A 24,483-nucleotide genomic window follows, 5' to 3' on the forward strand; every position below is an offset into this window, starting at 1 on the left:
GAATAATTATGAGTGCTTTATCTTCAACACCATCGCGTCAATTACGTCTCGGCCTATTTGTTCAGGCACTGGGGCACCACGTCGGCGGCTGGCGTGCCGCCGGTGCCAGTGGTTCTCCTACGGACATTGACTGGTTCACCTGGATCGCTCAAAAAGCCGAGGAAGGCACCTTTGACATGTTCTTCGTCGGCGATGCGCTGGCAACCAGCGTGCACCGTTTACCCTCCACCATGTCGCGCCTGGAGCCACTGACGCTGTTGGCTGCGCTGGCGGTGAATACCCGCCATATCGGGCTGGCGGCTACCGCCTCCACCACCTTCGATCAACCCTTCCATCTGGCACGCGCCATGGCCTCCATCGACCATATCAGCCACGGCCGTGCAGCCTGGAACGTGGTGACCTCATTTTCCAGCGATGCCGCTCGCAACTTCAGCCGTGACGATCTGCCCTCACACGCCGAGCGCTATGAAGTGGCACGCGAGTTCCTGGAGGCCAGCTACAAGCTGTGGGACGGCTGGGAAGAAGATGCCATCGTGCGTGACAAAGAAAACGGTGTGTACGCCATTGACGAGAAAATTCATGCCGCCAACCACAAAGGCAAACATTTCTCGGTACAGGGGCCGCTGAATATTTCACTCTCCCCACAGGGCCGTCCGGTGATTATCGAAGCCGGCTCCTCACCGGCCGGACAGCAGTTGGCGGCAGAAACCGCCGAGGTGGTGTTTACCGCCGCCGCCACGCTGGAAGAAGGCCAGGCTTTCTACCGCAGCCAGAAGAAATTTGTCGCCGATGCCGGACGCAATCCGGATCACTTGCTGATCCTGCCGGGCGTGATGCCGATCATCGGCCGTACCAAAGCCGAGGCGCAGGAAACCTGGTATCAACTTAATCAGCTGGTGGATATCGATAACGGCATCGAACAGCTTTCTGCCCGTTTTGGCTTCGATTTGAGCGGCTTGCCGCTTGACGGCCCGGTACCGGACGTGGGCGCGACCGAAGGCGGCCAAAGCCGGGTGAAACTGCTGACCGATCTGGCGGCGCGTGAAAACCTGACGTTGCGTGAATTGGCCGCCGTGGCCGCCGGCTCACGCGGGCATCGCGTGGTGGTGGGCACCGCCGAAGAGATCGCCGATGACTTCCAACTGTGGCTGGAACAGCAAGGCGCCGACGGCTTTAACATCATGCCTGCGGTACTGCCGAACCAATTGGAACTGTTCGTCGAACTGGTGATCCCGGAGCTGCGCCGTCGTGGTCTGTTCCGCGAAGAGTATCAGTATGCAACCCTGCGTGAAAACCTGGGCCTGCCGCAACCGGCAATCAACTTCGCCAACGTTAAATCGGCTTAATTCGCAGGGGAACATCATGAAAATCACCATTAAACGTACTGCACTGTCCCTGCTGCTGGCCTCTGCCGTGCTGGCACCGCTGGCCAGCGGCTTCGCCGCCGAAGGCGATGTGCCCTTCCGTGCCGCGGTGAAAGCCAGCGCCGATCCGGCTTTACACAACAGCCTGCCTGAAGCCATCAAAAAGGCCGGTTACATCGTGGCAGGCACCAACCCGAATACCCCACCGACCACCTTCTATGAAGCGGATAACAAAACGCTGGCCGGTCGTGAAATTGACGTGATGAGCGCGATTGCCGATCGTCTTGGCGTGTCCATTCACTGGAAAGACACTGGCGGTTTCGACAATATCATTCCCGGCCTGAAATCCGGCCGCTATGACGTGGCGCTGGCCAATATCGACGCCAACAAGAAACGCTTCCAGCAGGTTGATTTTGTCGGCTATTACAACGCGTCCAAACTGGCACTGATTGCCCGTAAAGATGCGGCACTGGGGCCTTATACCGATCTGGCTCAGCTTTGTGGTCAAACCGTCGGTGCGGGTGCAGGCACTTCACAGATCACCCGTTTGCAGCAGGCCAGCGAACAATGCGTCAGCGCCGGCAAACCGGCAATCGTCATTCCGATCTTCCCGGACCGCCCGGCCGGGGTTCAGGCAGTGATCAGCGGCCGGGTGCCGATGTTCTTCGGCCCTTATGAAGGCTTGCGTTACCAGGCGACCCACGTTAAGCCGCTGGCGCTGGCCGGTGATATCAACATTGAAGGCACTACGGTGGCCATCGCCTTGCCGAAAGGCTCCGAACTGGTAAAACCGGTACAGGCGGCGCTGAACTCGCTGATTGCCGATGGCAGCTATCAGAAAATCCTCGACGGCTGGGATATCGGTTTTGGCGCGGTGAAAACCGCCGGTATCAATGAAGAGATCGCAAAATGAGTGGGCAATACCCTACCGACGATGCCGAGCTGCGCATCGTCGGTCATCGGCATTACGGCCGCTGGTTCAGCGCACTGCTGGTGCTGCTGATGGTTGGCCTTATCGCCAATTCGATGCTGCATAACCCGCGTTTCGAATGGGCCGTGGTGGCTGAAAACTTCACCGAAGAGTCGATTATCAACGGCGTGATCATGACGCTGAAGCTGACGGTGATTTCGGTGATCTTCGGCTTCGCCGGTGGCGTTTTGCTGGCACTGATGCGCCTGTCGGCCAACCCGGTGCTGGTGGCGGTAAGCTGGTTCTATACCTGGTTCTTTCGCGCGGTGCCGATGCTGGTGCAGCTTTTCCTGTGGTACAACATCGCCGCGCTCTATCCGCGCATCAGCCTGTGGATCCCGTTCCTGGGGGAAGTCGCCAGCGCGCCAACCAACACCATTATCAGCACCTTCAGCGCGGCAGTGATCGCGCTGGTGATGCATCAGTCGGCTTACGCGGCAGAGATTGTCCGTGCCGGTATCCAAAGCGTCGGCAGCGGTCAATTGGAAGCCGCCAAGGCCCTGGGCTATCGTCGTGGGCAAATTCTGTGGCGAGTGGTTTTACCGCAGGCGATGCGCACTATTTTGCCACCGGCCGGTAATGAGGTGATCGGGCAGCTTAAAACCACCGCGGTGGTATCGGTGATTGCCCTGCAGGACGTGCTGTATTCGGCGCAGATCATCTACCAGCGCACTTACGAAGTCATTCCGCTGCTACTGGTAGCCACGCTATGGTATCTGGTGATGACCTCAATTTTGTCGATCGGCCAGCACTACGTTGAGCGCTACTTTGGTCGAGGCAGCCAGGCCAGCCGCAGCAACTGGCTGTTTCGCCGCCGCAAGGCTCCGGTTAGTCCGTCACAGGGAGCAGAGTCATGAGCGCCGCCATTCACATTAATCAGGTTCGCAAGTCCTTCTCCGGCACCGAGGTGTTGAAGAATATCAGTCTGCAGATCCCGGCCGGCTCGGTCACGGTGATCCTTGGCCCTTCCGGCTCGGGTAAATCGACCTTGCTACGCTGCATCAACCACCTGGAGAAACTCGATGGCGGCACCATTCGCGTAGGCGAACAGCTCATCGGCTATCGCCAGAAAGGCAATCACCTGTACGAACTGAAGGAGCGAGAAGTCGCCGAACAGCGTAAAAGCATCGGCATGGTGTTCCAGCAGTTCAACCTGTTCCCCCACCGCACGGTGCTGGAAAACGTCTCTGAAGCGCCATTGCTGGTAAAAAAAGAAAAGAAAGCCGTAGTTTTGGAGCGCGCAAAAGCATTGCTGACCCGCGTCGGGCTGGAGCATCGCATTCACGCCTGGCCACGCGAGCTTTCTGGTGGCCAACAACAGCGGGTGGCGATTGCCCGTGCGTTGGCAATGAACCCTGAGGTGCTGTTATTCGATGAGCCGACTTCTGCGCTCGATCCCGAGCTGGTGGGCGAAGTGTTGCAGGTGATGAAAGGCCTGACGCATTCCGGCATGACCATGGTGGTAGTGACGCATGAAATCGGCTTTGCGCGCGAAGTGGCGGATCAAATCATCTTTATGGATCAGGGGAAAGTAGTGGAAACGGGCACTGCACAACAGGTGCTGGATGCACCACAGCACCAAAGAACGCGTGATTTCCTGGCAACGGTACTCTAAAACTGCATCGGGGGCATTGCGCCCCCGATCATTAAATTCAGTCTTTTTTCCGACCAATGGCAGAGAAAAGATTACACAGCTCACCCAGACCATAAATCGAGCCCAGCAGTACGGCTATCATTACCGGCACCAGGATCACCACGGTTGCCAAACTTTCAATCATTTCTAACATCGTTGTTTCCTGGTTTTAAACAGAGAACCCTCTTCCGAATCCGAGGCTTTCCCCTTGTATATACTAAGGTTATTTTTTTGGCTGGTTTCAATATGTGATGTAGATCACAACCAACTTCGCTAATGTAACTTACACAGTTGCATTACCACAATACAAAAAAATGCTCTCTTCCCGTGCTCCTGGCTGTCTCCCTGTCGTGCTCACACAACGCCTTTTACAGACTGGCGATCGCCCTCTATCTGATAGCGGTCAGTTAACATTTTTTAAACAAGCATTGAGCCAACCAATAGAATAAAAATACTTATTTACTCAGAAATTAAATTTGTTTCAATCGAAACCTCACGCCACATCCTGTTGTTTATAATATAAAAACATTGCATTACCCTTTCCGGCTCGCAACTATCATAAACACGTAGCAATATTGGTGTAGTTGGCAGCATATTGAACATGCGAGAATAATAGGCATGGCTTATCATTAGCCTAGGAAGAATTATTAGAAACAAATATATGACGCCATATTGTTGCATATTTGTTTTATGGAGAGACAAGTGAAATTTAAATCAAAGAAAATTACAGGCATTTCATTAACAAAAGAATACCTCATCAATAACAATAAAATACAACAAGTTACACGGAAGAATCGCTTGTCTCAGCACAAATCTGGAACAACAAGAAAGTTAACCTCGTTAACCGTTAGCAAGGGTTTATCAACGCCAGAGAATAAATTAAAAAGAACCACAATTCAGTGGATGGAGCGTTATGCCTGGCATGGGGTATTCATCGTTAGCGGATTATTTTGGCTGGTGGTGTGTGGCCTTATTTGGTTTCTAAGTTCCCTGTAAGGCGATTATTTACCCTTAACTTTAGTCATAAGAATTTAAATTCTCCGGTGCCATCTACCCGCTAATAAAGTGTTAGTTATCCCCCACTCAGTCCATTCTTTCCAGAAGAGTCTGCCGTTGTGCACTGCATTGGTCAGTCGTGAGAGCAACTAACCGGCGTAGCGGCAGCGGTATACACGCGATAGGTCGCTCATCTTGGTTGGTCAGGCAGAGAAACTGTCTGTTTTGTCGCCAACCCAGAGCATGGCAACCGCGAAATAAAATCCGGCCACTCAAAATTAAGAATATTTACCTATTCTAATTTCCTGCGCAGGAATACATTCATCTCAACTTTTACCGGCCGATTAACACGAGCTTTATTTGTCCGTTAATTAGGCAATTTACCAGGAAACTCTTATGAACTTTAAACGTGCCGCAGGTGTGATGGTGGTTGTTATCGCTACCCTTTCCGTAACTGCATGTGGGAATATGTCTCACCGCGATCGCAACACCGCGATCGGTGCAGGTGTCGGTGCCCTGGGTGGTGCAGTATTGACCGACGGCAGCACGCTGGGCACCTTGGGCGGCGCAGCGTTGGGCGGCATCATCGGCCACCAGACCAGTCGCTGATCCCGGCCGCAAATACATCAATCCCAGATCGGTTATTGTCTATTTAAAAATAACCGATCTGAAATTCACACCATTCTATTATTTTTATCATTTAAGATAAAAACTTAATATCCTCCACATTATTTCATCCCAATAAAATAAAGCCCACTTATAGTATAAATTCTGGTACTACCGCCACTCACTCTCGCTTTCCAACAACGCCACAACGGATGTTGTTGCTGTTCTTGCCCGGCCATTTTTATTTCTTGACTTACATAACTTCAGGATTATAGTTTCCAAATAAAACGTGAAACAGAGTTTCATATTTGAAACTTTATCAAACGTAAAATAATAAATACTTAACTAAAACTTGTCTCATATATAAAACTCAACGAGCACTTCCATTATTTATGGCGGAATTCGCTCGCCTTTTTAAACATCAGGTGTCATCAGGGGAAATTCATGCGCAGAGCCATAATCATAACTTTACTATTATCACCAATGAGTTACGCAAACACGTCCACATCCGCCAATGATAAGCTCGTCACAAAACCTGAGGTAAAAAAGAGCAGTCCGGCATTCCCCCATCTGCATTGGCAAAGTGAGGACAATAATAAAAACATTGATATCGGTGGTGCATTACGCGCCAACTATCGTTATGAAGACTGGGGCAGCAGTAATTACCGCAACCCACCCCACTTACGTTTTGATACCTTTCGCATCGATGCCAGTGGCAACTATAATGACGCTTTCTTTGATTCCGGATTTTGGTTTCAGGATCACCGAAAATACGCCATCGACCGGGCCTATGTCGGCTATCACCTGAGCGGGAACTCTGACCTGCAGCTGGGCGCACCTTTCAAACCCTTTGGTTTACAGCCTTATCCCCAGTTCGGCTGGTCCTACGGTATCCCGTTTTATCTCGGTTTCGGGGTCAATAACGGGTTAGGTGCCAAATACCAATTCCATGACCATGGCTGGGCGCTGGATGCCGCCTATTTCCCCCGCATGATGCCGGCAGGCGTGCGCTACGCCCCGGAAGTGGGCAATTTCGACGATCTGAAAAATACCAACTACGGTTCGCAACATTTGCAAGCCAACGAGAAGCGTGACCAGGTGAACCTGCGTCTGGCACGTGAATTCCATCAGGGCGACTGGAACAACGAGCTCGGCGGTTCGCTGGCAGTTTCCCGGCTCTATAATCATGACACCGGGGATAATGGCACCTACTGGGCGACAGGCCTGCATGCTTTGGTGAACTACGATCCGTGGCATCTGTCGACGCAAATTATCCGTTATTCTTATGATGCCAAAGGGCCTGAGGGTGCCAACAACTCGGTAATTTTAATGGGCGGTAATGGCCTGACGCCGGCCTATTTGATTCCGGCGCAGGCCACCACTGCGTCCATTAATCTGGCGCGTGATGTCGAAGTGCCCTGGGGGCCGGTGAAAAAACTGCGTTTTTATAACGACTACAGCGTGTTGTGGAAAGATAAGGACGGCGGTTCTGACTCTAAAATGAATACCCTCGGGGTGCAGGTCTTTGCCCTGCCGGTGATGGTGTGGGTTGATCTGACCTGGGCGCAAAACGCCAACCCCTGGGGCGGTGCCGAAAACGCCACCGGCTGGACCAGCACCCAGTCCTCCGGCAGCAATAAATGGTATTTCCGCACTAACCTCAACATCGGCTACTACTTCTGATCCGTTCCCCCTAATCCGAGGGGGAAACATTACATTAGCCCTTAACCTGAGACACCACGTTCAACGGCTGGGCATCAGGCAGAATGTTCATATGTTCCAGCACCTGAGCCATAATTTTGCCAAATACCGGGCCGGCCACCGAACCACCGAAGTGTTTGCCGGCTTTCGGGTTATTAACCATCACCACCAGCGCTACCTGAGGGTCGCTGGCCGGTGCCACACCGGCGGTGTAGTTGATGTAACCGCCGTCGTATTTGCCATTCGGCCCCATCTTCTCTGCGGTACCGGTTTTAATCGCCAGCCGGTAGCCCGGCACTGCGGCGCTGAGCCCGCTGCCGCCTGGCAAAGCATCGCTTTCCATCATGTGCACTACGGTTTTTACCGTATCTTCCGGCAGGATCCGTTGCCCCATTACCGGTGGTGTTACTTTGGTTATCGACAATGGCCGATAAACGCCGTAGGAACCGATAGTGGCATACTCGCGCGCCATCTGTAGCGGCGTCACCCGCAGGCCGTAGCCGAAGGAGAAGGTTGCCCGTTCGATATCCGCCCAGCGTTCACGGTGCTGCGGCAAGTAGCCGCTGCTCTCGTTACCAATCCCCAGATCGGTCGGCAGCCCCAGGCCAAAGCTTTTGTAAACTGCCGGCAGCACGGTAGCGGGCAGCGCCAACGCGATGTGCGAAACGGCGATGTCACTGGATTTTTGCAGTACTCCGGTAATGGTCAGTTTCGACCAGTGGCCCACGTCCTTGATTAAGTGCCCGTTAACCCGGTAAGGCGTGGTATCCAGCACGGTATCCGGCCTGATTAGGTGGTGCTCCAGCCCGACCATCACCACCACGGGTTTCACCGTCGAGCCTGGCTCGAAACTGTCACTGCTGCATACGTTGCGAATATCTTTTGTCGGCGTACCCGCATAGTTGTTTGGGTTAAACGACGGGTAGCTGGCCATGCCCAGCACCTCGCCGGTATTCACCTTCACCAATACGGCACAGCCGGAGTCTGCCTGGTTGGCCACCACGCCATCGCGGATCTGTGCATACAGCACGTACTGGATAAATTTGTCGATGCTCAACGTGACGTTCGGCGGAGGCACAGGATCGACGTTTTTAATCACACCAATCACCGCCCCGCTACCATCCTTCTGGTATACGCGCAGCCCGTTCTTGCCTTGCAGCAGGTGGTTAAAGCCCAGTTCGATGCCTTCCAGCCCCTGATTATCCTGTCCGACAATACCGATCAGCCCGGCGGCATCCTGACTCATCGGATAAAAGCGGCTGAAGTCCTGCTCGGTACTGACGCCAGTCAAATGCAGCTTGCTGATATAGTTGGCATTATCATCTTCAACCTTGCGTGCCAGATAGACAAAACGCTTATGGGCGTTCGACTGGATCAGCTTTTGTACCTCAGTCAGCGGCATTTTCAGCACGTTGGCCAGGCTCTGCCAGCGTTCATTGGTGATATCGGTATGGCTATCGAGGATATGTTTGGGATCCAGCACGATATCGCGCGAAGACACGCTCACGGCCAGCGCTTCACCATTGCGGTCGGTGATCATTCCCCGGTTGGTCGGCAACACCTGGGTGCGGATCGAACGCTGATCCGCCTGGTCAGTCAGTTGTTGATGCTCCAACAGTTGTAAATAACCCACTCGAAACGCCAGCAGGAAAAAGCAAACCAGTATCCCGGCGCAGATCCAGCCAAAGCGAAGGGTTGAATAATTTTTACCGCTTTTTTTTATTAATGGCGCCACTGTTAACCCTGCGTTTTTATTAAAGTTATGTAATGATTTCAGTCTACCCTGACGAAAATCTTTAGAAGATTGCAGTTTGTAAGAAAGTAAAAACAAACGCGTTTACTGTTGCACATCCGCGCTGTCGTTTAACTCCGGTTTAACTTCTTGCCCCTTGTCAGGCTGCGGGGCATTGGCCGGGTCAAATATATGGTCGAGGATCGCCCGCGCCGTAGGCCCTGCCACCACGCCGTCACCACCGCCGTTTTCCAGAATCAGCGCCATCGCCACCCGTGGATTTTTATAAGGGGCAAACAGCGTATAGAAAATATGGTCACGCAGCCGCACCGGGATCATTTTGGCGTTATAGGTCTGATTTTCTTTCAGCCCGAACACCTGTGAAGTCCCGGACTTGGCGGCAATTTGGTACGGCGCGGTGTGGAACAGCTTGTAGCCGGTGCCGTTTGGCAGGTTGGCCATACCATACATGCCGTTGCGCACAATGCCCCAATACGGCGATTTGGCATCGCCAATCTGCGCGGCCTGCTTCGGTGGTTGATAGAGGTTCACCTGGCGACCCTGGCGCAGGGAATACAGCAAATGCGGGGTTTTCACCTTGCCATTATTGATAAGCGTAGTGAGTGCCTTCACCATCTGGATGGGCGTGGCGACCCAATATCCCTGGCCGATACCCACCGAGATAGTATCCCCCTGGTACCAGGTTTTTTTATGCACCCGCTGCTTCCATTCGCGGCTTGGCAAGACACCGCGATATTCTTCATTAAGATCAATCCCGGTAGCCTGGCCGTAACCAAACTTGCTCAGCCAGCTATGAATGCGGTCAATGCCCATTTCATAGGCCACCTGATAGAAGAAGGTATCGGCAGACTCTTCAATCGCCTTGGTCACGTTCAGCATCCCATGGCCGCTTTTCAACCAGTCACGATAGCGGCGCTGAGTCCCCGGCAAGGTCCAGGTCGGTGCGCCAAAGAAGGTGGTATTGGGAGTGATCACCCCGGCGAACAGCGCAGAAGTCGCCATGTAGGGCTTCACGGTAGATGCCGGTGGATAAAGCCCCTGAGTTACGCGGTTAATCAGCGGCAAATCGGGGTTGGCCAACAAGGATTTATAGGCGGAATAACTGATGCCCTTCACGAAAGGATTGGGATCGTAGCTGGGGCTGGAAACCATCGCCAGAATACCGCCGTCACGCGGATCCTCGACCACCACCGCCGCTCGCTGCCCCTTCAACACCGACTCGATATACTGTTGCAGCGACAGATCGAGCGTCAGATAGATATTCTTGCCCGCCTGCGGCGGCTGCTCCTTCAGCAGGCGAATGACCCGGCCGTGGTTATCCACCTCCACTTCCTGATAACCGGTGGTGCCGTGCAGTTCAGACTCATAATAGGCCTCAATGCCCTGCTTGCCGATATTGTGGTCGGCGGCGTAGTTCTCACTAAGACCGGCTTTATCCAGCCGCTTTAAATCAGCGTCATTGATTTTTGATACGTAACCCACCACATGAGCCAACTCGGCACCGTACGGATATTCCCGTTGCTGATAGGTATCGATGGTTACCCCATCAAAGCGATACTGATTGACCGCAAAGCGCGCAACCTCGGTCTCGGTCAGCCCGCTTTTCAGCGTCACCGGCTTGTAGCGACCGTTATGGTGCATGTCATCGCGAAAGGCGGTGATGTCTTCGGGGCTAAGATCGACAATCGGCGTCAGCTGTTGCAGCAACGCGGTCATGTTTTCGATTTTGCTGGGGACGACCTGAATTTGGTAAAGCGTAATATTACGCACCAACGGGATACCGTTGCGGTCGAAGATCAGCCCACGACTCGGGGCAATCGGCACCATTTTAATGTCGTTCTGATTGGAACGAGTTTGGTAGAACCCATGCTGTTTGACCTGCAATCGATACAGGTTGGCGACCAGCACGCCAAAACAGGCGACAACCAGCACCATGGCCACGCCGGCACGGCGAATAAACAGCATTTCCTCGGCGGAATGGTCACGAATTTTATCTTTTAATAGGGCCATGCGTGGCGAGTTACCTGTCAGACGTCACAATTTCCCAAGATAAATCAGGGTCGTGAAAAGTCGGCAAGCATAGCGTTATTGGCAAAGGCGCCCCATGAAAAGGTTGCTAATGAAATGGCATAAATGTTTCAGCATGTTGGAATGTTACCAAATGCCGATTTTTCTGCCGGTCAGGGATTGAGCCGTGATTTATGCCGGTGCTACAATGTGACGCAGATCACACTAATTCATTTTTTGCCCGCACCGCCCCCCGCCGGTTGCGGCTTTTTCCAAGGACCATGTTCGATGAGTGCCATTGCCACAGGTTTTATCATGATGCGCTGGGAGTTACTGAGCGCCGTTATGATGTTTATGTCCAGCCAGCTAAACGTCGTTTGCCGTAAGACCAGCCGCAACGGCATGGCATTTATGTTCAGCAGCCTGGGGCTGTTCACCACCTGCTGGTTCGTCATGGGCCTGATGGGCATCAGTTTCAGCCAGGAAGGTTTTACGCAGTTCTGGTCACACGCCTGGGATATGTATGTCGAAGTGGTCAGCAACACCCCCACCGACTGGCCACTGCCCTGAGCCGCACTTAATCACCCCCAACGGCAGGCAACGGCACCGACATCTCCAGCAGTATTTTGCAGAATGCCTGCGCAGCCGCGCCAGGTTCAGCACCGTTGACGATCAGGGTGAAATCGATGTCGGGCAATTCGGGTAGCCCGTACTGGTCGCCGATCACTTTCATTCCCGGCGCCACATCGCCGCTTGCCATGACGGCAACGCCCAGCCCCGCCAGCACGGCCGCCCGTAGCCCTTGCTGGCTTTGTGAGGTGAAGGCGGTATGCCATTCGATAGCCTTGCTTTCCAAAGCGGCGATCCCGGCCTCGCGACTGACCGACGGCGTGGGAAACAATGCCAGCGGCAACGACGTGCCCTCAAGGCTGAATGTCTCAGCCGCTACCCACACCAATTGCGTCCTCCGCAATAACCGGCCCTCAATACGGTTAGCCAGCGACATCACGACGGCCAAATCCAGTTCGCTGCCCTTCACCATCCCACAAAGATCCAGCCCGATACTGACATTGACCTCCAACCTGACCGCAGGAAAAGTCCGGGCGAACTGGGATAACAACGGCGGCAATCGTTCCCCCAGAAAACTCTCCGTAAGGCCAAAGCGTACGACTCCCGACACGGGTGAGGATTCAAAGCGCCGTCCCATGGCGTCGAGCGCATGCAAAACTTGCATGGCGTGGCGTAGCAAATCCTCACCGTCTTCAGTGAGCGTCAGGCGGCGCGTAGTACGGAGCAATAACTGTCGGCCAATCTGCTCCTCAAGCCGACGGATCTGGTGACTGATCGCGGATTGGGTCAGATTCTGTTGCTGCGCAGCGCGTGTAAAGCCGCCGGTTTCGGTAACCGCAACGAAGGTGCGCAGCAGTGTCGGGTCAATGTTCATAGGATGATTACATGATGGAATTTAATTAATAACAGTAAATTAAATCATTTCTATCATGCAAATCATTTATCCAGAATGGTTACTCGTTTCCGTAACCTTTCTTTTGTGGAAAAAATTCATGACGCTCTCTCACACCAGTAAAAACAGACTGGCATTAACGGCAATTTGCCTCGCCGCGCTGATGTTCGGCCTGGAAATCTCCAGCGTGCCGGTGATACAGCCGACGCTGGAACGGGTATTACACAGCGATTTCAGCGAAATGCAGTGGATTATGAATGCCTACACTCTGGCCTGCACCGCAGTGATGATGGCCACCGGAACACTGTCCGACCGTTTTGGCCGCAGGCGAGTTTTCATCATCGCCATTGTCGCTTTTGGCCTCACGTCCTTACTCTGCGGCCTGGCCAACGGCTCGACGATGCTGATCGTGGGCCGCTTTTTGCAAGGCATGGCGGGCGGCGCCATGTTGATTTGCCAGGTAGCAGCATTGTCGCATCAGTTTCAGAACGGCAAACAGCGTGGCCAGGCCTTCGGCATTTGGGGCATCGTTTTTGGCATTGGGTTAGGGTTTGGGCCGGCGATCGGCGGCGTTATCGTGGCGATCGCCAACTGGCAGTGGGTATTTTTGATTCATGTTGTCATCGCCGCTCTGACACTGTTACTGGTGATTTTCAGCGTGCAAGAATCCCGCGCTCCTCAGGCGGAAAAACTGGATAGTCTGGGGATCGTCACATTGTCGCTGTCGGTTTTTGGGTTGGTCTATTTTATCACTCAGGGGGCGGGATTCGGTTTCACCAGCGTTCGCGCCGGGGGGATTCTTCTGGCTGCAGCCCTCAGCCTGCTACTGTTTATCGGAGTTGAAAGACGCAGCCCCTATCCGATGATTGAGTTTTCCGTGTTCAGGAATCGGCAATTTTCCGGGGCGCTGATGGGATCCATTGGCATGAATTTCAGCTTCTGGCCCTTTATGATCTACCTGCCGCTCTATTTTCAAATTGGGTTGGGTTATGACAGCCTGACCACAGGTTTGTCGCTGCTCGCCTATACGCTTCCCACGCTTGTCTTCCCCCCGGTGGGTGAGCGATTGGCTCTGCGTTTCCGCCCTGGAACCGTGATCCCCTCGGGGCTATTCGCGCTTGGATTGGGCTTCCTGCTGATGAAATCAGGTAGCAGCGGCGAACATACCGGCGGATTGGCTATGCTGCCGGGGTTACTTATCGCCGGCATCGGCCTGGGGATCACCAATACTCCGGTGACCAACACCACCACAGGTTCGGTGTCGAATGCCCGCGCCGGCATGGCCTCCGGGATAGACATGAGTGCCAGAATGATTGCGTTGGCTGTCAATATTGCCGTCATGGGTTTTATCTTGCTGGCGGGCGTTGACGTTTGCCTGCGACAAACGCTGCCCGAATCATTCGCTACCTTGCCGCTACGTTCGGTGGCGGAGCAGATAGTGGCGGGTAATCTCACCGCGTTGAAAACACTCCCCGAATGGGATGCCTTGGCCCCCTTGGTTCATACTGCGTTGACGCAAAGTTTTGGCCTGGTGATGTTGTACGGCGGCCTCGGTGCCTGGGCATTGGCTGCGGCCAGCCTGATGATTTTCGCCCCCTGGAAAACTGCAGCCGCACTCCCCCGGTAATAACATCGCGCTATGACTGAATGGTTCATAAAATAAAATATAATCGGGTGGCCAGAGACCGCCAGGAAATTATTTACCTGCAAGTGGAATACCCGCTGCTGAGCCTGTTCCACGATTTTTTTGCACGTTCGACGCGCGGTATTATCCGCTGAGCAAGGTGGCCGCTAGGCCACCTTATGGCAACGCACCGCCGTGCCCCCCAGATTGACCCGCAAGTTTTGCGGCAGTTGGCAGCCTTCTCCGGCATAAGGGCAACGCTCGCGAAAAAAGCAGCCCTGCGGTAACTGGCGGTTGCCCGGCAGTTCGCCCTTGCGGTCTTCAATCGTGCTGTCGGTCAATGAGCGACCTGCGCGAGGTACCGAGTCCAGCAGCAACCGGGTATAAGGGTGCTGCGGCTGGCGCAGTACCTGCGCGGTCGGCCCCAGTTCCACAATTTGCCCCAGATACATCACCGCCACCCGATCGCTCATGTGCTGAACCACAGAAACATTATGTGAGATCAGGACGTAAGTCAGGTTGCGCTCGCGTTGCAGCTCCACCAGCAGGTTGAGGATCTGCGCCTGTACCGAGATGTCCAGCGCCGAAGTGGGTTCATCGAGCACGATGATATCCGGTTGTGAAGAAAGCGCACGAGCAATGGAGATGCGCTGGCGCTGTCCACCGGAAAACTCATGTGGCAAGCGGTCAATCGCCTCCGGCCGCAGCCCGACCTGTTGCGCCAGTTCTGCCGCCTGTGCCCGCCGCTGCGCCACGCTGGTATGCTGCTGCACATACACCGGCTCGGTGATAATGCGCCACACCGGCAGACGGGGATCGAGCGACGACTGCGGATCCTGAAACACCATTTGCATACCGCTGCCAAACCAGGAGCCATCGTTGCGTGCGCGCAGCAGCTCACCGCTACTCGGTTTCAACAAGCCCATCAGCAACTGTGCCAGCGTACTCTTGCCGCAGCCGGATTCGCCAACGATACCCAGGGTTTCCCCGCGCATGATATTGAGATCCACCCCGTTGAGCGCATGGACGTATTCACGCGGCTTGCCACGCCAGTTATAGCTGGCAGGAAAGCGTAGCCGCACGTCGCGCAGTTCCAGCAGCGCTTCAAGGTTCAATTCGCACCTCCAAATCAATAGATTGCGGATGCCAGCAGGCCACCCGCTGGGCCGGCTCTGCGGCTAAGGGTATTAGCGGCGGTGTTTGTCGGCACTGGCCGTCGGCGTGGCTGCAACGGTTGCTGAAGGCGCAGCCCGGCGGCAGCGCACTCAGATTAGGCACCGTGCCGGGAATGGCCTGCAGCAGGCTGCGCGGCGCGGCGCGTTCCGGTGCCGCCAGCAACAGGCCTATGGAATACGGGTGGCTTGGGTGTTCGATCACCCGCTCCGTCGTACCGCTTTCAATCACGTGCCCGGCATACATCACATACACCCGGTCGCAAAGCTGCGAGACCACCGCCATATCGTGGGTGATAAACAGCACCGCCGTGCCGCTGGCACGCGCTTTTTGTTGCAACAATCTCAGTACCTGGCGCTGCACCGTAACGTCCAGCGCGGTGGTCGGTTCATCGGCGATAATCAGCTCCGGCTCGCAGGAAAACGCCATGGCGATCAACACCCGCTGGCGCATACCGCCTGACAGCTCGAACGGATACCGCTCCATCACCCGCTCCGCATCGGCAATTTGCATCTCCCGCAGCAGTTGGGCAGCCTTGTCACGCGCCGCACGAGCCGAGAGCCGCTGATGCAGGCGGATCACTTCACACATCTGGCGACCAATCTTGCGCGTCGGATTCAGTGCGCTCATCGGTTCCTGGAAAATCATCGATACCCGCGCACCACGCAATTGACGCATTTGCCGCTCACTGGCCTTGAGGACATCGGTACCCAGCATCTGCAAAGCTCCACCGGTCACGCTGTAGCCGTCCTCCGCCAGCAGCCGCAGGGTCATCATCGCCGTCACCGACTTGCCGGAACCGGACTCACCCACCACTCCGACAATCTCACCGGCCTTAACCTGCAGCGAAACGCGGTTAAGGGCCTTGACGCTGCCGCCGTAGACCGGGAATTCCAGTTGCAGCTCTTCAATAGATAAAACGGTAGCTTCACTCATCAGCGCCCCCGGGTTTTAGGATCCAGCAGGTCGCGCAGACCGTCGCCGAACAGATTAAAGCCGGTGGCGGTGATCAGGATCGCCGTACCGGGAAAGGCCGAATACCACCATTGGTCGAGCACATAGTTACGACCGTTGGCCACCATCGCCCCCCACTCGGCGGTCGGCTGCTGGGCACCCAGACCGATAAAGCCCAGCGTGGCCGCCATCAGGATTGCGGTGCCAATATCCAGCGACGCCTGCACCACCAACGGTGGCATCACGTTACGCAGCACATGCCAACCGATCAGATGCCAGCGGGAAGCGCCAAAGGTACGTGCTGCCTGCATGTAGGCCTGGTGGCGCAGCGTCAAGGTTTGGCCTCGCGCCAGCCGCACATAAAAAGGAATGCGCACCACCGCGATAGCCAACATGGCATTGAACAGGCTGGGCCCAAGCGCCGCCGCCAGCGCCATGGTCAGCACCAGAGAAGGCACCGACAGCATAATGTCCATGCAGCGCATAATCAGCGCATCCACCGTGCCGCCCATCACGCCGGAGAAACAGCCCAGCAGCGAGCCAATGCCCCCTGCCAGCACCACTACCGCCAGCCCGGCGGCCACCGACTGACGGCTGCCGACCAGTACCCGACTGAACAAATCACGACCTACTTCATCGGTACCGAACCAGTGTTCTGCCGAAGGTGGCAGCAGGCGTGCGGTAAGATCAATGGCATCCGGGTTGTGCGGGACCAGCCACGGCGAGAACAGCATCAGAAACAGCACGGCAATCATGATAGCGGCACCCAGCAGCGTCAGCGGACTACGCCGCACCCGGTACCAGGCACGGCGCAGGCTGACAAAGCGCAAGGTCGGTTGCGCCGCCGGCGGTTGTTCGATTTGAGTCATTGTCATTATCCCTCGCGCCCCATTCGCGGGTCGATCCACAGATAAAGCAGATCGACGATCAAATTAACCATCACGTAGGCGAAGGACACCACCACGGCAAACCCCATGACCGCCGGGAAGTCCAGCGCCTGAATGGAGTCCACCACATAGGCCCCCATGCCCGGCCAGGCGAATACCGTTTCGGTCAGTACTGCGCCATACAGCAAATCCCCCAGCGCCAGCCCCAACACCGTCACCGACGGGATCAGGGCATTGGGCAGCGCATGCCCGAGCACCACGCGCCAATGCGATAGGCCGTTGGCGCGAGCAGTGCGAATGTAGTCTTCCCCCAACTGTTCCAGCATCGCCGATCGAATTTGCCGCGCCACCACCCCAAGGTGAACAAAGGCCAGGGTCAGCGCCGGCAAAATCAGGTGCTGCAGGCTGTTCCAGAAGGCTTCGCCGTTGCCGGTCAGCAGGGAATCGAGCAGGTAGAAGCCGGTGATATGGGTCGGTGGATCCAGCCAGTCGTCCAGCCTGCCGCCACCGGGCAACAGATTGAGTTGGCCGTAAAAAAGGATAATCACCCCCAGCCCCAGCCAGAATGCCGGGGTGGAGATACCGGTTACCGACAGTAACCGCACCAGATGGTCGGGCCATTTATTGCGATAAACCGCCGACACCACGCCGAGCGGCACACCCAGCGCTATTGCCAGCAACAAGGCGCAAAAAGCCAGCTCCAGCGTGGCGGGAAAGAAGGCACGCAGATCTTCCAGTACCGGTCGCCCGGTGCGAATGGAAGTTCCCAGATCGCCATGCAGCAGATCCAGCACGTAGCGGCCAAACTGCACATATAACGGCTGATCCAGCCCCAATTGCTGGCGAATATGCTGGACAATTTCTTCGCTGGCGCGGTCACCGGCCAGCAACCGCGCCGGATCGCCGGGGATCAGGTGAGAAATGGTAAAGGTGATAACGCACACTCCGAACATCACCAGCACCAACCCCCAGCAACGCTGACGGATAAGGCTCCAAACGTTCATAGCGATTTCCCATGGTGCAGGGGCAGCCAAAGGGCTGCCCGAAGAAGATTACTTGCTCATCTGCCCAACGTTGAATACCTGCTCCAGCATTGGGTTATATACAAAGCCCTTCACCTCTTTGTTCATCGCCACCTGATAGTTTTTCTGGAACAGATAAACATAGGCCGCCTGGTCGATGACAATTTTCTGCGCCGCCTGATAATCGGCGGTACGCACCTGCTGATCGGACACCGATACCGCTTTCTTCAGCAGCGCATCCACCTGCGGATCGCTGTAGAACGAACGGTTGCCCGGCAGCCCTTTCTTGTCGGATTCGAACCAGTAGTTCATGAACATGTAGGGGTCGGCGAAGTCCGGGCTCCAGTTGCCGATGGCGATGTCGTAGTTACCCTGGCCAATGCGGTCACGCATGGTGGCATTGGCCAGTTTCTCCAGTTTGACGTTGATGCCCACCGTCGCCAGGCTGGCCTGTACCGACAGCGCTATCGCCTCCCAGTTAGGGTCGCTTACCGAATACAGGAAATTGAGCGAAGCCGGTTTGTCCTTCACCGCCGCCAGTGCTGCCTTGGCCTTGTCGGCATTCTGGCTATATTGCTGCGCATTGGCGTCGTATCCCCACATGCCCTCCGGGATCGGGCCACGCATCTGTTTGCCGTTGCCGCCGAGAATGCCCTTCACCATGCCCTGGTAATCCACCGCGTAAGAAATGGCGCGCCGCAGGTCAACCTGATTCAGCGGCGCTTTACCGTTGTTGAGGTACAGATAGGTCACCCGCAGCGACGGGTACTCATTGACCGCTACCTTGTTTTCACTCTTCAGTGCCGTCAGTTGGTCGATCGGCAAGGATTCGGCAATATCCAGATCGCCGCGGGTCAGTTGCAGACGTCGGGTCGCGCTTTCACCGATGATTTTCACCGTTACGCGCTTGAATGCCGGTTTGGCGCCGCTGTAATGCGGATTCGGCACCAGCACCAGTTGCTGGCCTTTTTGCCAACGATCCAATTTGTACGGGCCGGAACCGGCGCTGTGGTTCGCCAGCCAGGCTTTACCTTCATCAGCCGGATTGGCCTTGGCGATGGCCGGGTTAACGATACCGGCCCCGTCGTTGGCCAGGGTGTACAGGAACGGCGCAAACGGGGTTTTCAGGGTAAAACGCACCGTCAGCGGATCTACCGCCGTCACCCGCAAATCTTTCGGGAAGGCTTCGGAAGGCCCCTGACCAATTTTCATCAGGCGTTCGAACGACCACTTCACCGCCTCGGCATTAACATCCGAGCCATCATCAAATTTGTTGCCGGGTTTAAGTTTAAAGGTCCACACCAGTTGATCGTCAGAAGCCGTCCAGCTCTCGGCCAGTTCGCCTTCCACCTGAGTCGAGCCTTTACCGCCCTCGGTCTTGTACTGCACCAACCGCTGGTAGGCCGGATAGGTCACAGTCCAGTCGTTGTTATCTATGGTCACCGCCGGATCCAGGGTTTGCGGATCGGCCGCCTTGCCAATCACCAGCATGTCTTTGGGAACCGCCGCCTGGGCCTGACCCATTACCGTCAGCCCCAACGTCACTGCAGCCGCCAGAGCGGCGTATTTGATCTGATTCATAAACAAAGCTCCTGATGCGTTGAATGTGTGTTGTTTTAATCGTAAGAAAAACAGCCAAAGCGATCGGCCAACAGCGGATACTCGCCAGCGTTGGGCAGTTCGAAATGCCACCATTCGCTGGCGATACCACGAAAACCTCCGGCGGCCATCACCGCATTCAGCAGTAGCCGGTTGCGCTGCACCTCCGGAGGGAAATCAGGGTAAAACGGGTGAGACCTTTCGCTCATCTCATCAAAAGCGGTGCCCATATCCAGCGCCACGCCGCTGGCATCCAATAGCGTCACGTCGATCGCCACGCCACGGCTGTGGTGCGAGCCGGTAAGTGTGCTGGTGACATATTGCGGATCCGGACACGCCTGCCACAGCAGTGCCTGCGCCTGCTGTGGCCGATAAGCGTCGAACACCTGCAGGGAGAAACCGGCCAGCCGCGCCGCCAGCAAACAGCGCCGTAGCCCCTGTACCGCGTCGGGATGCAGCAGGCAGCGGCTCTCAAGATAAATCGCCCGACCGGTCAGGTTGTCGGCGCTGGCGTATTTCAAGTCGATCGGCAGCTCGGGAAAGGCTTCGGCCAGCTCGATTAAAGTTACATTGTCACTCATTACGTTTTCCCATAGTGATTAAGATTCGAATTGCCCCAGCTCTTTTTGCAACATGCGGTTATTGGCCAGCCGTTGTTCCACCGCCGCGCCGCCCTGTTCCAGCACCGAAGACAGCAGCAGATTGAACAGACAGCTCAGCGGTGCCAGTGAGTCCCAAAACTGGCCGGTATCGGTTTTCACCTGCAGCAGATCAATCGGGTAATCCCTTGCCCACGGGCAGTAAATATCGGTGATCAGCGCCAATCGCAGCCCGCGGGCGCAGGCGGCCTGGCAGTATTTTTGGGCGATAGTGGAATAGGCGCGGGTGTCGGTCAGCACCAAATAAGGCGCACTGAATTCCGAATTGAGTGATTCCACGTAGGTGCCGGACAACCCGTCGGCGTAATAGACTTTGGGCCGCAGATATTCCAGATGACTGTAGAAAGCATTGGCGATGCCGCGCGTGGACTGAATACCGACCACAAACACCGCTTCTGCCTGTGCCAACTGTCGGCTGACCTGGGCAAAGGCATCACCGCCGGCTAGTTGATAAACATGCTCAATCGCCTCCAGCTCCAGCGTTAACGACTGGCGCAGCTTTTGCGGCTGTGGCTGTGCGCGCCGTTGGCGATAGGCGCCCAGACGGTCGGTCACGCCCCAGGGCTGATACAGCGCCGTTCCCTGTTCACGCAGCGTGCGTTTCAAATCGTCAAGATTGCGATAACCCAGACTGCGCAGGTAACGCCCCACAGAAATGCCACTGGTAGCAGTGCTGCGGGCGATGCTGTCTGCCGTTTCAAACGGCACCTGCGCCAAATTGGCCAGCAGATAACCGGCAATACGCTTCCCGGTTGGGGTCTGTACCGCAAATGACGCTTCTATTTGTGCGATTACATCTGGATGCTCAGCCATAGTTCGCCCACTGTTGTTGAGTTGTCATCACGCCACCCTCTGTTACTCAGGTAACAAAGACTGATGATGACAATGCATGGCGCGTGCCAATGGCTAACTGCTGGGGAAAAATTCTCGCGCGGCGGCGTATGGCGCTACAGGAACGGCAGCGCCCACGGTTACAACATAGTCATCAGTTGATAACTATTGCACAACATTTGGGCAATGCATCTGGCAATGCACCGCCGTGAACCTTTAATTTCAATTCTATGACCAGGCTTGCGAAACCAGTGCAAAAGTCCGTGCAAGATGACAATCCGGACTATGAGGTGTGTCACGAACCATGATGGTGGGCGTATCGACACAGGGTAACCCCCGCCCAATCAACCATTCGCCAAGACCGGTGTCGAGCGGTGTATCCACCCGCACGAACTGACCGCTGCAAGGCTGGCACAAGGCATCAATCAGGGCAATGGCCCCCGCAAGCTCAGGGGCAACCACCGGGCCGATCACACTGCCATAACCAAAACGACGTCGCAGGGCAAAACCCACAGCAATACCCTGTCGTTCCAGCACCAACGCCTGCTCGGCACTGGCCAGCAATGCCACCCACAACGGCTGACGCTGCAGGCCACTGGCGGCAAAATCCAACTCAGTCAGTAAGGCAATATCTACTGGCAATGCCGGGCGCAGGGTTAAACCTGGCGGCAAAGGCTCGGCGTTGCGCATTGGCAGCTCCCGGCATTGATGTTGCGCCAAGGGCCCCTGCTCGATAAACCCCAACTGCCGATACAGCGGTTTTCCCTGATCGCTAGCCACCAGATGAAGCTGATAATCGCCCAGAGATGTCATCAGTCGCTGCATCATCGCCCTGGCAATACCCTGCCCACGATGCTGCTCGGCAACAATCACCAACCCCAGCGTGGCACGTTGTTCACCCCACAACCAACGCAGCGCACAGCCCACCACCTTACCTTCGGCCTCGGCTATCACACCGGCTCCCAATGACCACGCCAGTTGCCAATCTTCCCGTCGATGGGGCCACTGCGCCTGCTGCGACAGTTCGAACGCGGCCGGAAGATCCGTTTCGGTCATTGAGCGCAGAATAATGCTCGGTTTTTCCTGGGGCACCTTTATCTCCTGATTCATTAAGCGGCGAAATTCGCCCTGGCACAAAGTAGCAGATTCGCATCTGCCTGGCGCATTGCTTATGGTCTGAATTTGGACTAAATTTGACACATTCGACCTGCGAGGACGCCTGTATGAAAGTTGAAACTATAAGCTACGTAAAGAAACACGCAGCCGCACTCGATTTATCTGAGCCTATTCTGGTGACGCAAAATGGCACACCGGCTTATGTAATTGAGTCTTATGAAGAGCGCAAGCAACGGGATGATGCTATTGCCCTGCTTAAATTGCTAACGCTGTCTGAAAAAGACAAAAAAGAAGGCAAAGTTTATTCCCGCGACCAGTTACTGGCTGATATAGATGACTAATGCGGTAAAAGGAGATGTCGTATGAAGGAACAGCCAGGTATTGAGTATACCGCAACGGCAAAAGGCACCCTGGTCGAGATTATCCGTCATCTTAAAGCGAATAATGTCCCTCCGATGCCTGTCGTGGATGACATCATCAACGCGTTTGAAGCCAGGGTTAGTCAGTTTTCAGTCGGTTGTCAGATTTGCCCTGAACTTTTAAAGATTGGCTGCGATAAATACCGTGAATGTAATACGCCAAACGGTAACCGCGTCATCTATTCACTCGAAGACTCTCTGATTACCGTGCACGCTTTTCTTGCACAAAAGCAGGATATCCAGCAGCTGTTGTTTAATCGATTGATAGCCCCTTAAGCCCACCGCCCGGCAGGTTTTTCTTTTATTCACCGATTTCGGCCAGCAGCCTCTGATAACCGGTGTTATTATTACTCTGCTCAATAAATTCCTCCCAATTCAAAGTGGTACGACAAGCTGATGGAAGCGTGGAAACTCAATCTGATCTCGGTCTGGCTCGGCTGTTTCTTTACCGGGCTGGCGATGAGCCAAATCCTGCCTTTTCTGCCTTTGTATGTCGAACAACTTGGCGTCAGCGGCCACCAGTCGCTGAGTATCTGGTCCGGACTGGTGTTCAGCGGCACCTTTTTGGTCTCGGCGCTGGTATCACCACTGTGGGGCAGCCTGGCAGACCGCAAGGGCCGCAAGCTAATGCTGCTGCGTGCTTCGCTGGGGATGGCCGTCGTGATTGCGCTGCAGGGTATGGTCACCAACGTTTATCAGCTGTTTGCGCTGCGTGCGCTGATGGGGCTGACCTCTGGCTATATTCCCAATGCCATGGCACTGGTCGCCTCGCAGGTGCCGCGTGATAAAAGCGGCTGGGCTTTGGGTACCCTGTCTACCGGCCCGGTGACCGGGGTGATCGTTGGCCCACTGTTGGGGGGCCTGATGGCCGACCATCTGGGGCTACGCGTGGTGTTCTTCGTTACCGCGGTACTGATGTTTGTCAGTTTCCTGATTACCCTGTTCCTGATAAAAGAACGCCATATCGAGGTAAAAAAAGCCGATCGGTTAAGCGGTAAAGCAGTATTTCAATCGCTGCCCTATCCGACGTTGATTGTGACCCTGTTTGTCAGCACTCTGATGATCCAATTGGCCAACTCGTCGATCAGTCCGATACTGACGCTGTTTATTAAGGATTTATCCGGTGATAGCGGCAACCTGGCCTTTATTAGCGGCATGATCGCCGCCGTTCCTGGCGTAGCCGCGTTGATGTCCGCCCCGCGCCTCGGCCGGCTTGGCGACCGTATCGGCACCGCACGTATTTTGTTGGCCGCATTGGGATTGACGACGGTGCTATTTGCCATCATGGCCTGGGTGGAAACGCCGCTCCAGTTGGGGATCCTGCGTTTTCTGCTGGGGTTTGCCGATGGTGCCTTGATGCCTGCCGTGCAGACACTGCTACTGAAGTACTCTTCCGATCAGGTCACCGGGCGCATCTTCGGCTATAACCAGTCGTTTATGTATCTCGGTAACGTGGTGGGGCCACTGATTGGATCTGGCGTATCGGCGTTGATGGGCTTCCGCTGGGTGTTTGTGGTCACGGCGGTGCTGGTGCTGATTAACTGCCTGCAACTACGCAGCCAGTTTAACAAGGTCGGGGATCATGGGAGTTAATACTCATAAGATTTTTATATTAATCAAGCCATAAAGTATCGGCTTAGCATATTTATAAAAAACGGAAATTAATATAAATATCTTACCATCAACAATTTTATCAGCAATAAAAGC

The 24,483-nt window shown here is 55.2% G+C and carries 24 protein-coding genes; 12 read left to right on the forward strand and 12 right to left on the reverse strand.

Features of this window, described 5'->3' with window-relative positions; translation table 11 throughout:
* Positions 1 to 8: 8 nt before the first annotated feature.
* Genes FCL49_RS02895 through FCL49_RS02910 form a run of 4 tightly spaced genes read left to right on the forward strand, consistent with a single transcriptional unit; the run spans position 9 to position 3,949 of the window.
* Positions 9 to 1,346, forward strand: coding sequence for an LLM class flavin-dependent oxidoreductase (locus tag FCL49_RS02895; RefSeq protein WP_174352354.1), 1,338 nt, complete (start codon positions 9 to 11; stop codon positions 1,344 to 1,346).
* 16 nt (positions 1,347 to 1,362) lie between these two features.
* The gene (locus FCL49_RS02900) at positions 1,363 to 2,277 is read left to right on the forward strand and encodes an ABC transporter substrate-binding protein (protein WP_174352355.1); all 915 of its coding nucleotides are present in this window, start codon (positions 1,363 to 1,365) and stop codon (positions 2,275 to 2,277) included.
* Positions 2,274 to 3,191, forward strand: a complete 918-nt coding sequence (locus FCL49_RS02905) for an amino acid ABC transporter permease (protein ID WP_174352356.1) — start codon at positions 2,274 to 2,276, stop codon at positions 3,189 to 3,191. Before FCL49_RS02900 ends, FCL49_RS02905 begins: the two co-directional genes overlap by 4 nt.
* Positions 3,188 to 3,949 (forward strand): amino acid ABC transporter ATP-binding protein, encoded by a 762-nt coding sequence (locus FCL49_RS02910; RefSeq protein WP_174352357.1) that lies wholly within the window; start codon positions 3,188 to 3,190, stop codon positions 3,947 to 3,949. The genes FCL49_RS02905 and FCL49_RS02910 overlap by 4 nt, the downstream gene beginning before the upstream one ends.
* A 37-nt stretch (positions 3,950 to 3,986) precedes the next feature.
* Here FCL49_RS02910 and FCL49_RS02915 read toward each other — a convergent pair whose 3' ends face one another.
* Positions 3,987 to 4,121 carry an AcrZ family multidrug efflux pump-associated protein gene (locus FCL49_RS02915; protein WP_017892788.1) on the reverse strand — a complete coding sequence of 45 codons (135 nt, stop codon included), beginning with the start codon at positions 4,119 to 4,121 and terminating at the stop codon, positions 3,987 to 3,989.
* Positions 4,122 to 4,669: 548 nt separating this feature from the next.
* Between FCL49_RS02915 and FCL49_RS02920 the strand changes: the two genes are divergently transcribed.
* The 3 genes from FCL49_RS02920 to FCL49_RS02930 all read left to right on the forward strand — a co-directional run bounded on the left by FCL49_RS02920 (position 4,670) and on the right by FCL49_RS02930 (position 7,252).
* Positions 4,670 to 4,963, forward strand: a complete 294-nt coding sequence (locus FCL49_RS02920; RefSeq protein WP_174352358.1) for a hypothetical protein — start codon at positions 4,670 to 4,672, stop codon at positions 4,961 to 4,963.
* A 396-nt stretch (positions 4,964 to 5,359) separates the two neighbouring features.
* Positions 5,360 to 5,572, forward strand: a complete 213-nt coding sequence (osmB, locus tag FCL49_RS02925; RefSeq protein ID WP_135316506.1) for an osmotically-inducible lipoprotein OsmB — start codon at positions 5,360 to 5,362, stop codon at positions 5,570 to 5,572.
* A 441-nt stretch (positions 5,573 to 6,013) separates the two neighbouring features.
* The gene (locus tag FCL49_RS02930; RefSeq protein ID WP_174352359.1) at positions 6,014 to 7,252 is read left to right on the forward strand and encodes a hypothetical protein; all 1,239 of its coding nucleotides are present in this window, start codon (positions 6,014 to 6,016) and stop codon (positions 7,250 to 7,252) included.
* A 34-nt stretch (positions 7,253 to 7,286) separates the two neighbouring features.
* On the opposite strand, the gene FCL49_RS02935 is transcribed toward FCL49_RS02930, so the two are convergent.
* Together FCL49_RS02935 and mrdA are read right to left on the reverse strand one after the other, a co-directional pair.
* Positions 7,287 to 9,005, reverse strand: coding sequence for a penicillin-binding transpeptidase domain-containing protein (locus tag FCL49_RS02935; protein ID WP_174352360.1), 1,719 nt, complete (start codon positions 9,003 to 9,005; stop codon positions 7,287 to 7,289).
* Between the two features lie 102 nt (positions 9,006 to 9,107).
* A complete protein-coding gene (gene mrdA, locus FCL49_RS02940) occupies positions 9,108 to 11,033 on the reverse strand; it encodes a penicillin-binding protein 2 (RefSeq protein ID WP_174352361.1) in 1,926 nt (641 codons plus the stop codon).
* A gap of 285 nt (positions 11,034 to 11,318) precedes the next feature.
* On the opposite strand from mrdA, the gene FCL49_RS02945 reads away from it, so the two are divergent.
* On the forward strand, positions 11,319 to 11,600 hold the full coding sequence (locus tag FCL49_RS02945) for a YjcB family protein (RefSeq protein ID WP_012145083.1): 282 nt from the start codon (positions 11,319 to 11,321) through the stop codon (positions 11,598 to 11,600).
* Positions 11,601 to 11,607: 7 nt separating this feature from the next.
* Here FCL49_RS02945 and FCL49_RS02950 read toward each other — a convergent pair whose 3' ends face one another.
* A complete protein-coding gene (locus FCL49_RS02950; protein WP_174352362.1) occupies positions 11,608 to 12,474 on the reverse strand; it encodes a LysR substrate-binding domain-containing protein in 867 nt (288 codons plus the stop codon).
* Between the two features lie 118 nt (positions 12,475 to 12,592).
* Between FCL49_RS02950 and FCL49_RS02955 the strand changes: the two genes are divergently transcribed.
* On the forward strand, positions 12,593 to 14,119 hold the full coding sequence (locus FCL49_RS02955) for an MFS transporter (protein WP_174352363.1): 1,527 nt from the start codon (positions 12,593 to 12,595) through the stop codon (positions 14,117 to 14,119).
* A 164-nt stretch (positions 14,120 to 14,283) separates the two neighbouring features.
* On the opposite strand, the gene FCL49_RS02960 is transcribed toward FCL49_RS02955, so the two are convergent.
* The 8 genes from FCL49_RS02960 to FCL49_RS02995 form a co-directional block, all read right to left on the reverse strand.
* Positions 14,284 to 15,231, reverse strand: coding sequence for an oligopeptide/dipeptide ABC transporter ATP-binding protein (locus FCL49_RS02960; protein WP_174352364.1), 948 nt, complete (start codon positions 15,229 to 15,231; stop codon positions 14,284 to 14,286).
* The gene (locus FCL49_RS02965; protein WP_174352365.1) at positions 15,221 to 16,225 is read right to left on the reverse strand and encodes an ABC transporter ATP-binding protein; all 1,005 of its coding nucleotides are present in this window, start codon (positions 16,223 to 16,225) and stop codon (positions 15,221 to 15,223) included. The genes FCL49_RS02960 and FCL49_RS02965 overlap by 11 nt, the downstream gene beginning before the upstream one ends.
* Positions 16,225 to 17,112: a D,D-dipeptide ABC transporter permease gene (ddpC, locus tag FCL49_RS02970; protein ID WP_174352366.1), complete on the reverse strand. Its 888-nt coding sequence runs from the start codon at positions 17,110 to 17,112 to the stop codon at positions 16,225 to 16,227. Before ddpC ends, FCL49_RS02965 begins: the two co-directional genes overlap by 1 nt.
* 5 nt (positions 17,113 to 17,117) lie before the next feature.
* A complete protein-coding gene (locus tag FCL49_RS02975) occupies positions 17,118 to 18,134 on the reverse strand; it encodes an ABC transporter permease (protein WP_012145076.1) in 1,017 nt (338 codons plus the stop codon).
* 48 nt (positions 18,135 to 18,182) lie between these two features.
* Positions 18,183 to 19,733 carry an ABC transporter substrate-binding protein gene (locus tag FCL49_RS02980; RefSeq protein ID WP_174352367.1) on the reverse strand — a complete coding sequence of 517 codons (1,551 nt, stop codon included), beginning with the start codon at positions 19,731 to 19,733 and terminating at the stop codon, positions 18,183 to 18,185.
* Positions 19,734 to 19,768: 35 nt separating this feature from the next.
* On the reverse strand, positions 19,769 to 20,332 hold the full coding sequence (gene ddpX, locus FCL49_RS02985; RefSeq protein ID WP_174352368.1) for a D-alanyl-D-alanine dipeptidase: 564 nt from the start codon (positions 20,330 to 20,332) through the stop codon (positions 19,769 to 19,771).
* Positions 20,333 to 20,350: 18 nt separating this feature from the next.
* Positions 20,351 to 21,223, reverse strand: a complete 873-nt coding sequence (locus FCL49_RS02990) for a MurR/RpiR family transcriptional regulator (protein WP_174352369.1) — start codon at positions 21,221 to 21,223, stop codon at positions 20,351 to 20,353.
* Between the two features lie 246 nt (positions 21,224 to 21,469).
* Positions 21,470 to 22,333 carry a GNAT family N-acetyltransferase gene (locus FCL49_RS02995; RefSeq protein ID WP_174352370.1) on the reverse strand — a complete coding sequence of 288 codons (864 nt, stop codon included), beginning with the start codon at positions 22,331 to 22,333 and terminating at the stop codon, positions 21,470 to 21,472.
* A 131-nt stretch (positions 22,334 to 22,464) separates the two neighbouring features.
* On the opposite strand from FCL49_RS02995, the gene FCL49_RS03000 reads away from it, so the two are divergent.
* The 3 genes from FCL49_RS03000 to FCL49_RS03010 all read left to right on the forward strand — a co-directional run bounded on the left by FCL49_RS03000 (position 22,465) and on the right by FCL49_RS03010 (position 24,369).
* Positions 22,465 to 22,698, forward strand: coding sequence for a type II toxin-antitoxin system Phd/YefM family antitoxin (locus tag FCL49_RS03000; RefSeq protein ID WP_174352371.1), 234 nt, complete (start codon positions 22,465 to 22,467; stop codon positions 22,696 to 22,698).
* A gap of 21 nt (positions 22,699 to 22,719) precedes the next feature.
* Entirely contained in the window at positions 22,720 to 23,052 is a 333-nt protein-coding gene (locus FCL49_RS03005) for a type II toxin-antitoxin system RelE/ParE family toxin (RefSeq protein WP_174352372.1), read from the forward strand.
* A 120-nt stretch (positions 23,053 to 23,172) separates the two neighbouring features.
* Complete coding sequence (locus tag FCL49_RS03010) at positions 23,173 to 24,369, forward strand: multidrug efflux MFS transporter (protein ID WP_174352373.1); 1,197 nt, start codon at positions 23,173 to 23,175, stop codon at positions 24,367 to 24,369.
* The last annotated feature ends 114 nt before the right edge of the window (positions 24,370 to 24,483 follow it).

It is taken from the genome of Serratia proteamaculans (assembly GCF_013337185.1).
In the GTDB taxonomy this organism is placed as follows: domain Bacteria; phylum Pseudomonadota; class Gammaproteobacteria; order Enterobacterales; family Enterobacteriaceae; genus Serratia; species Serratia proteamaculans_D.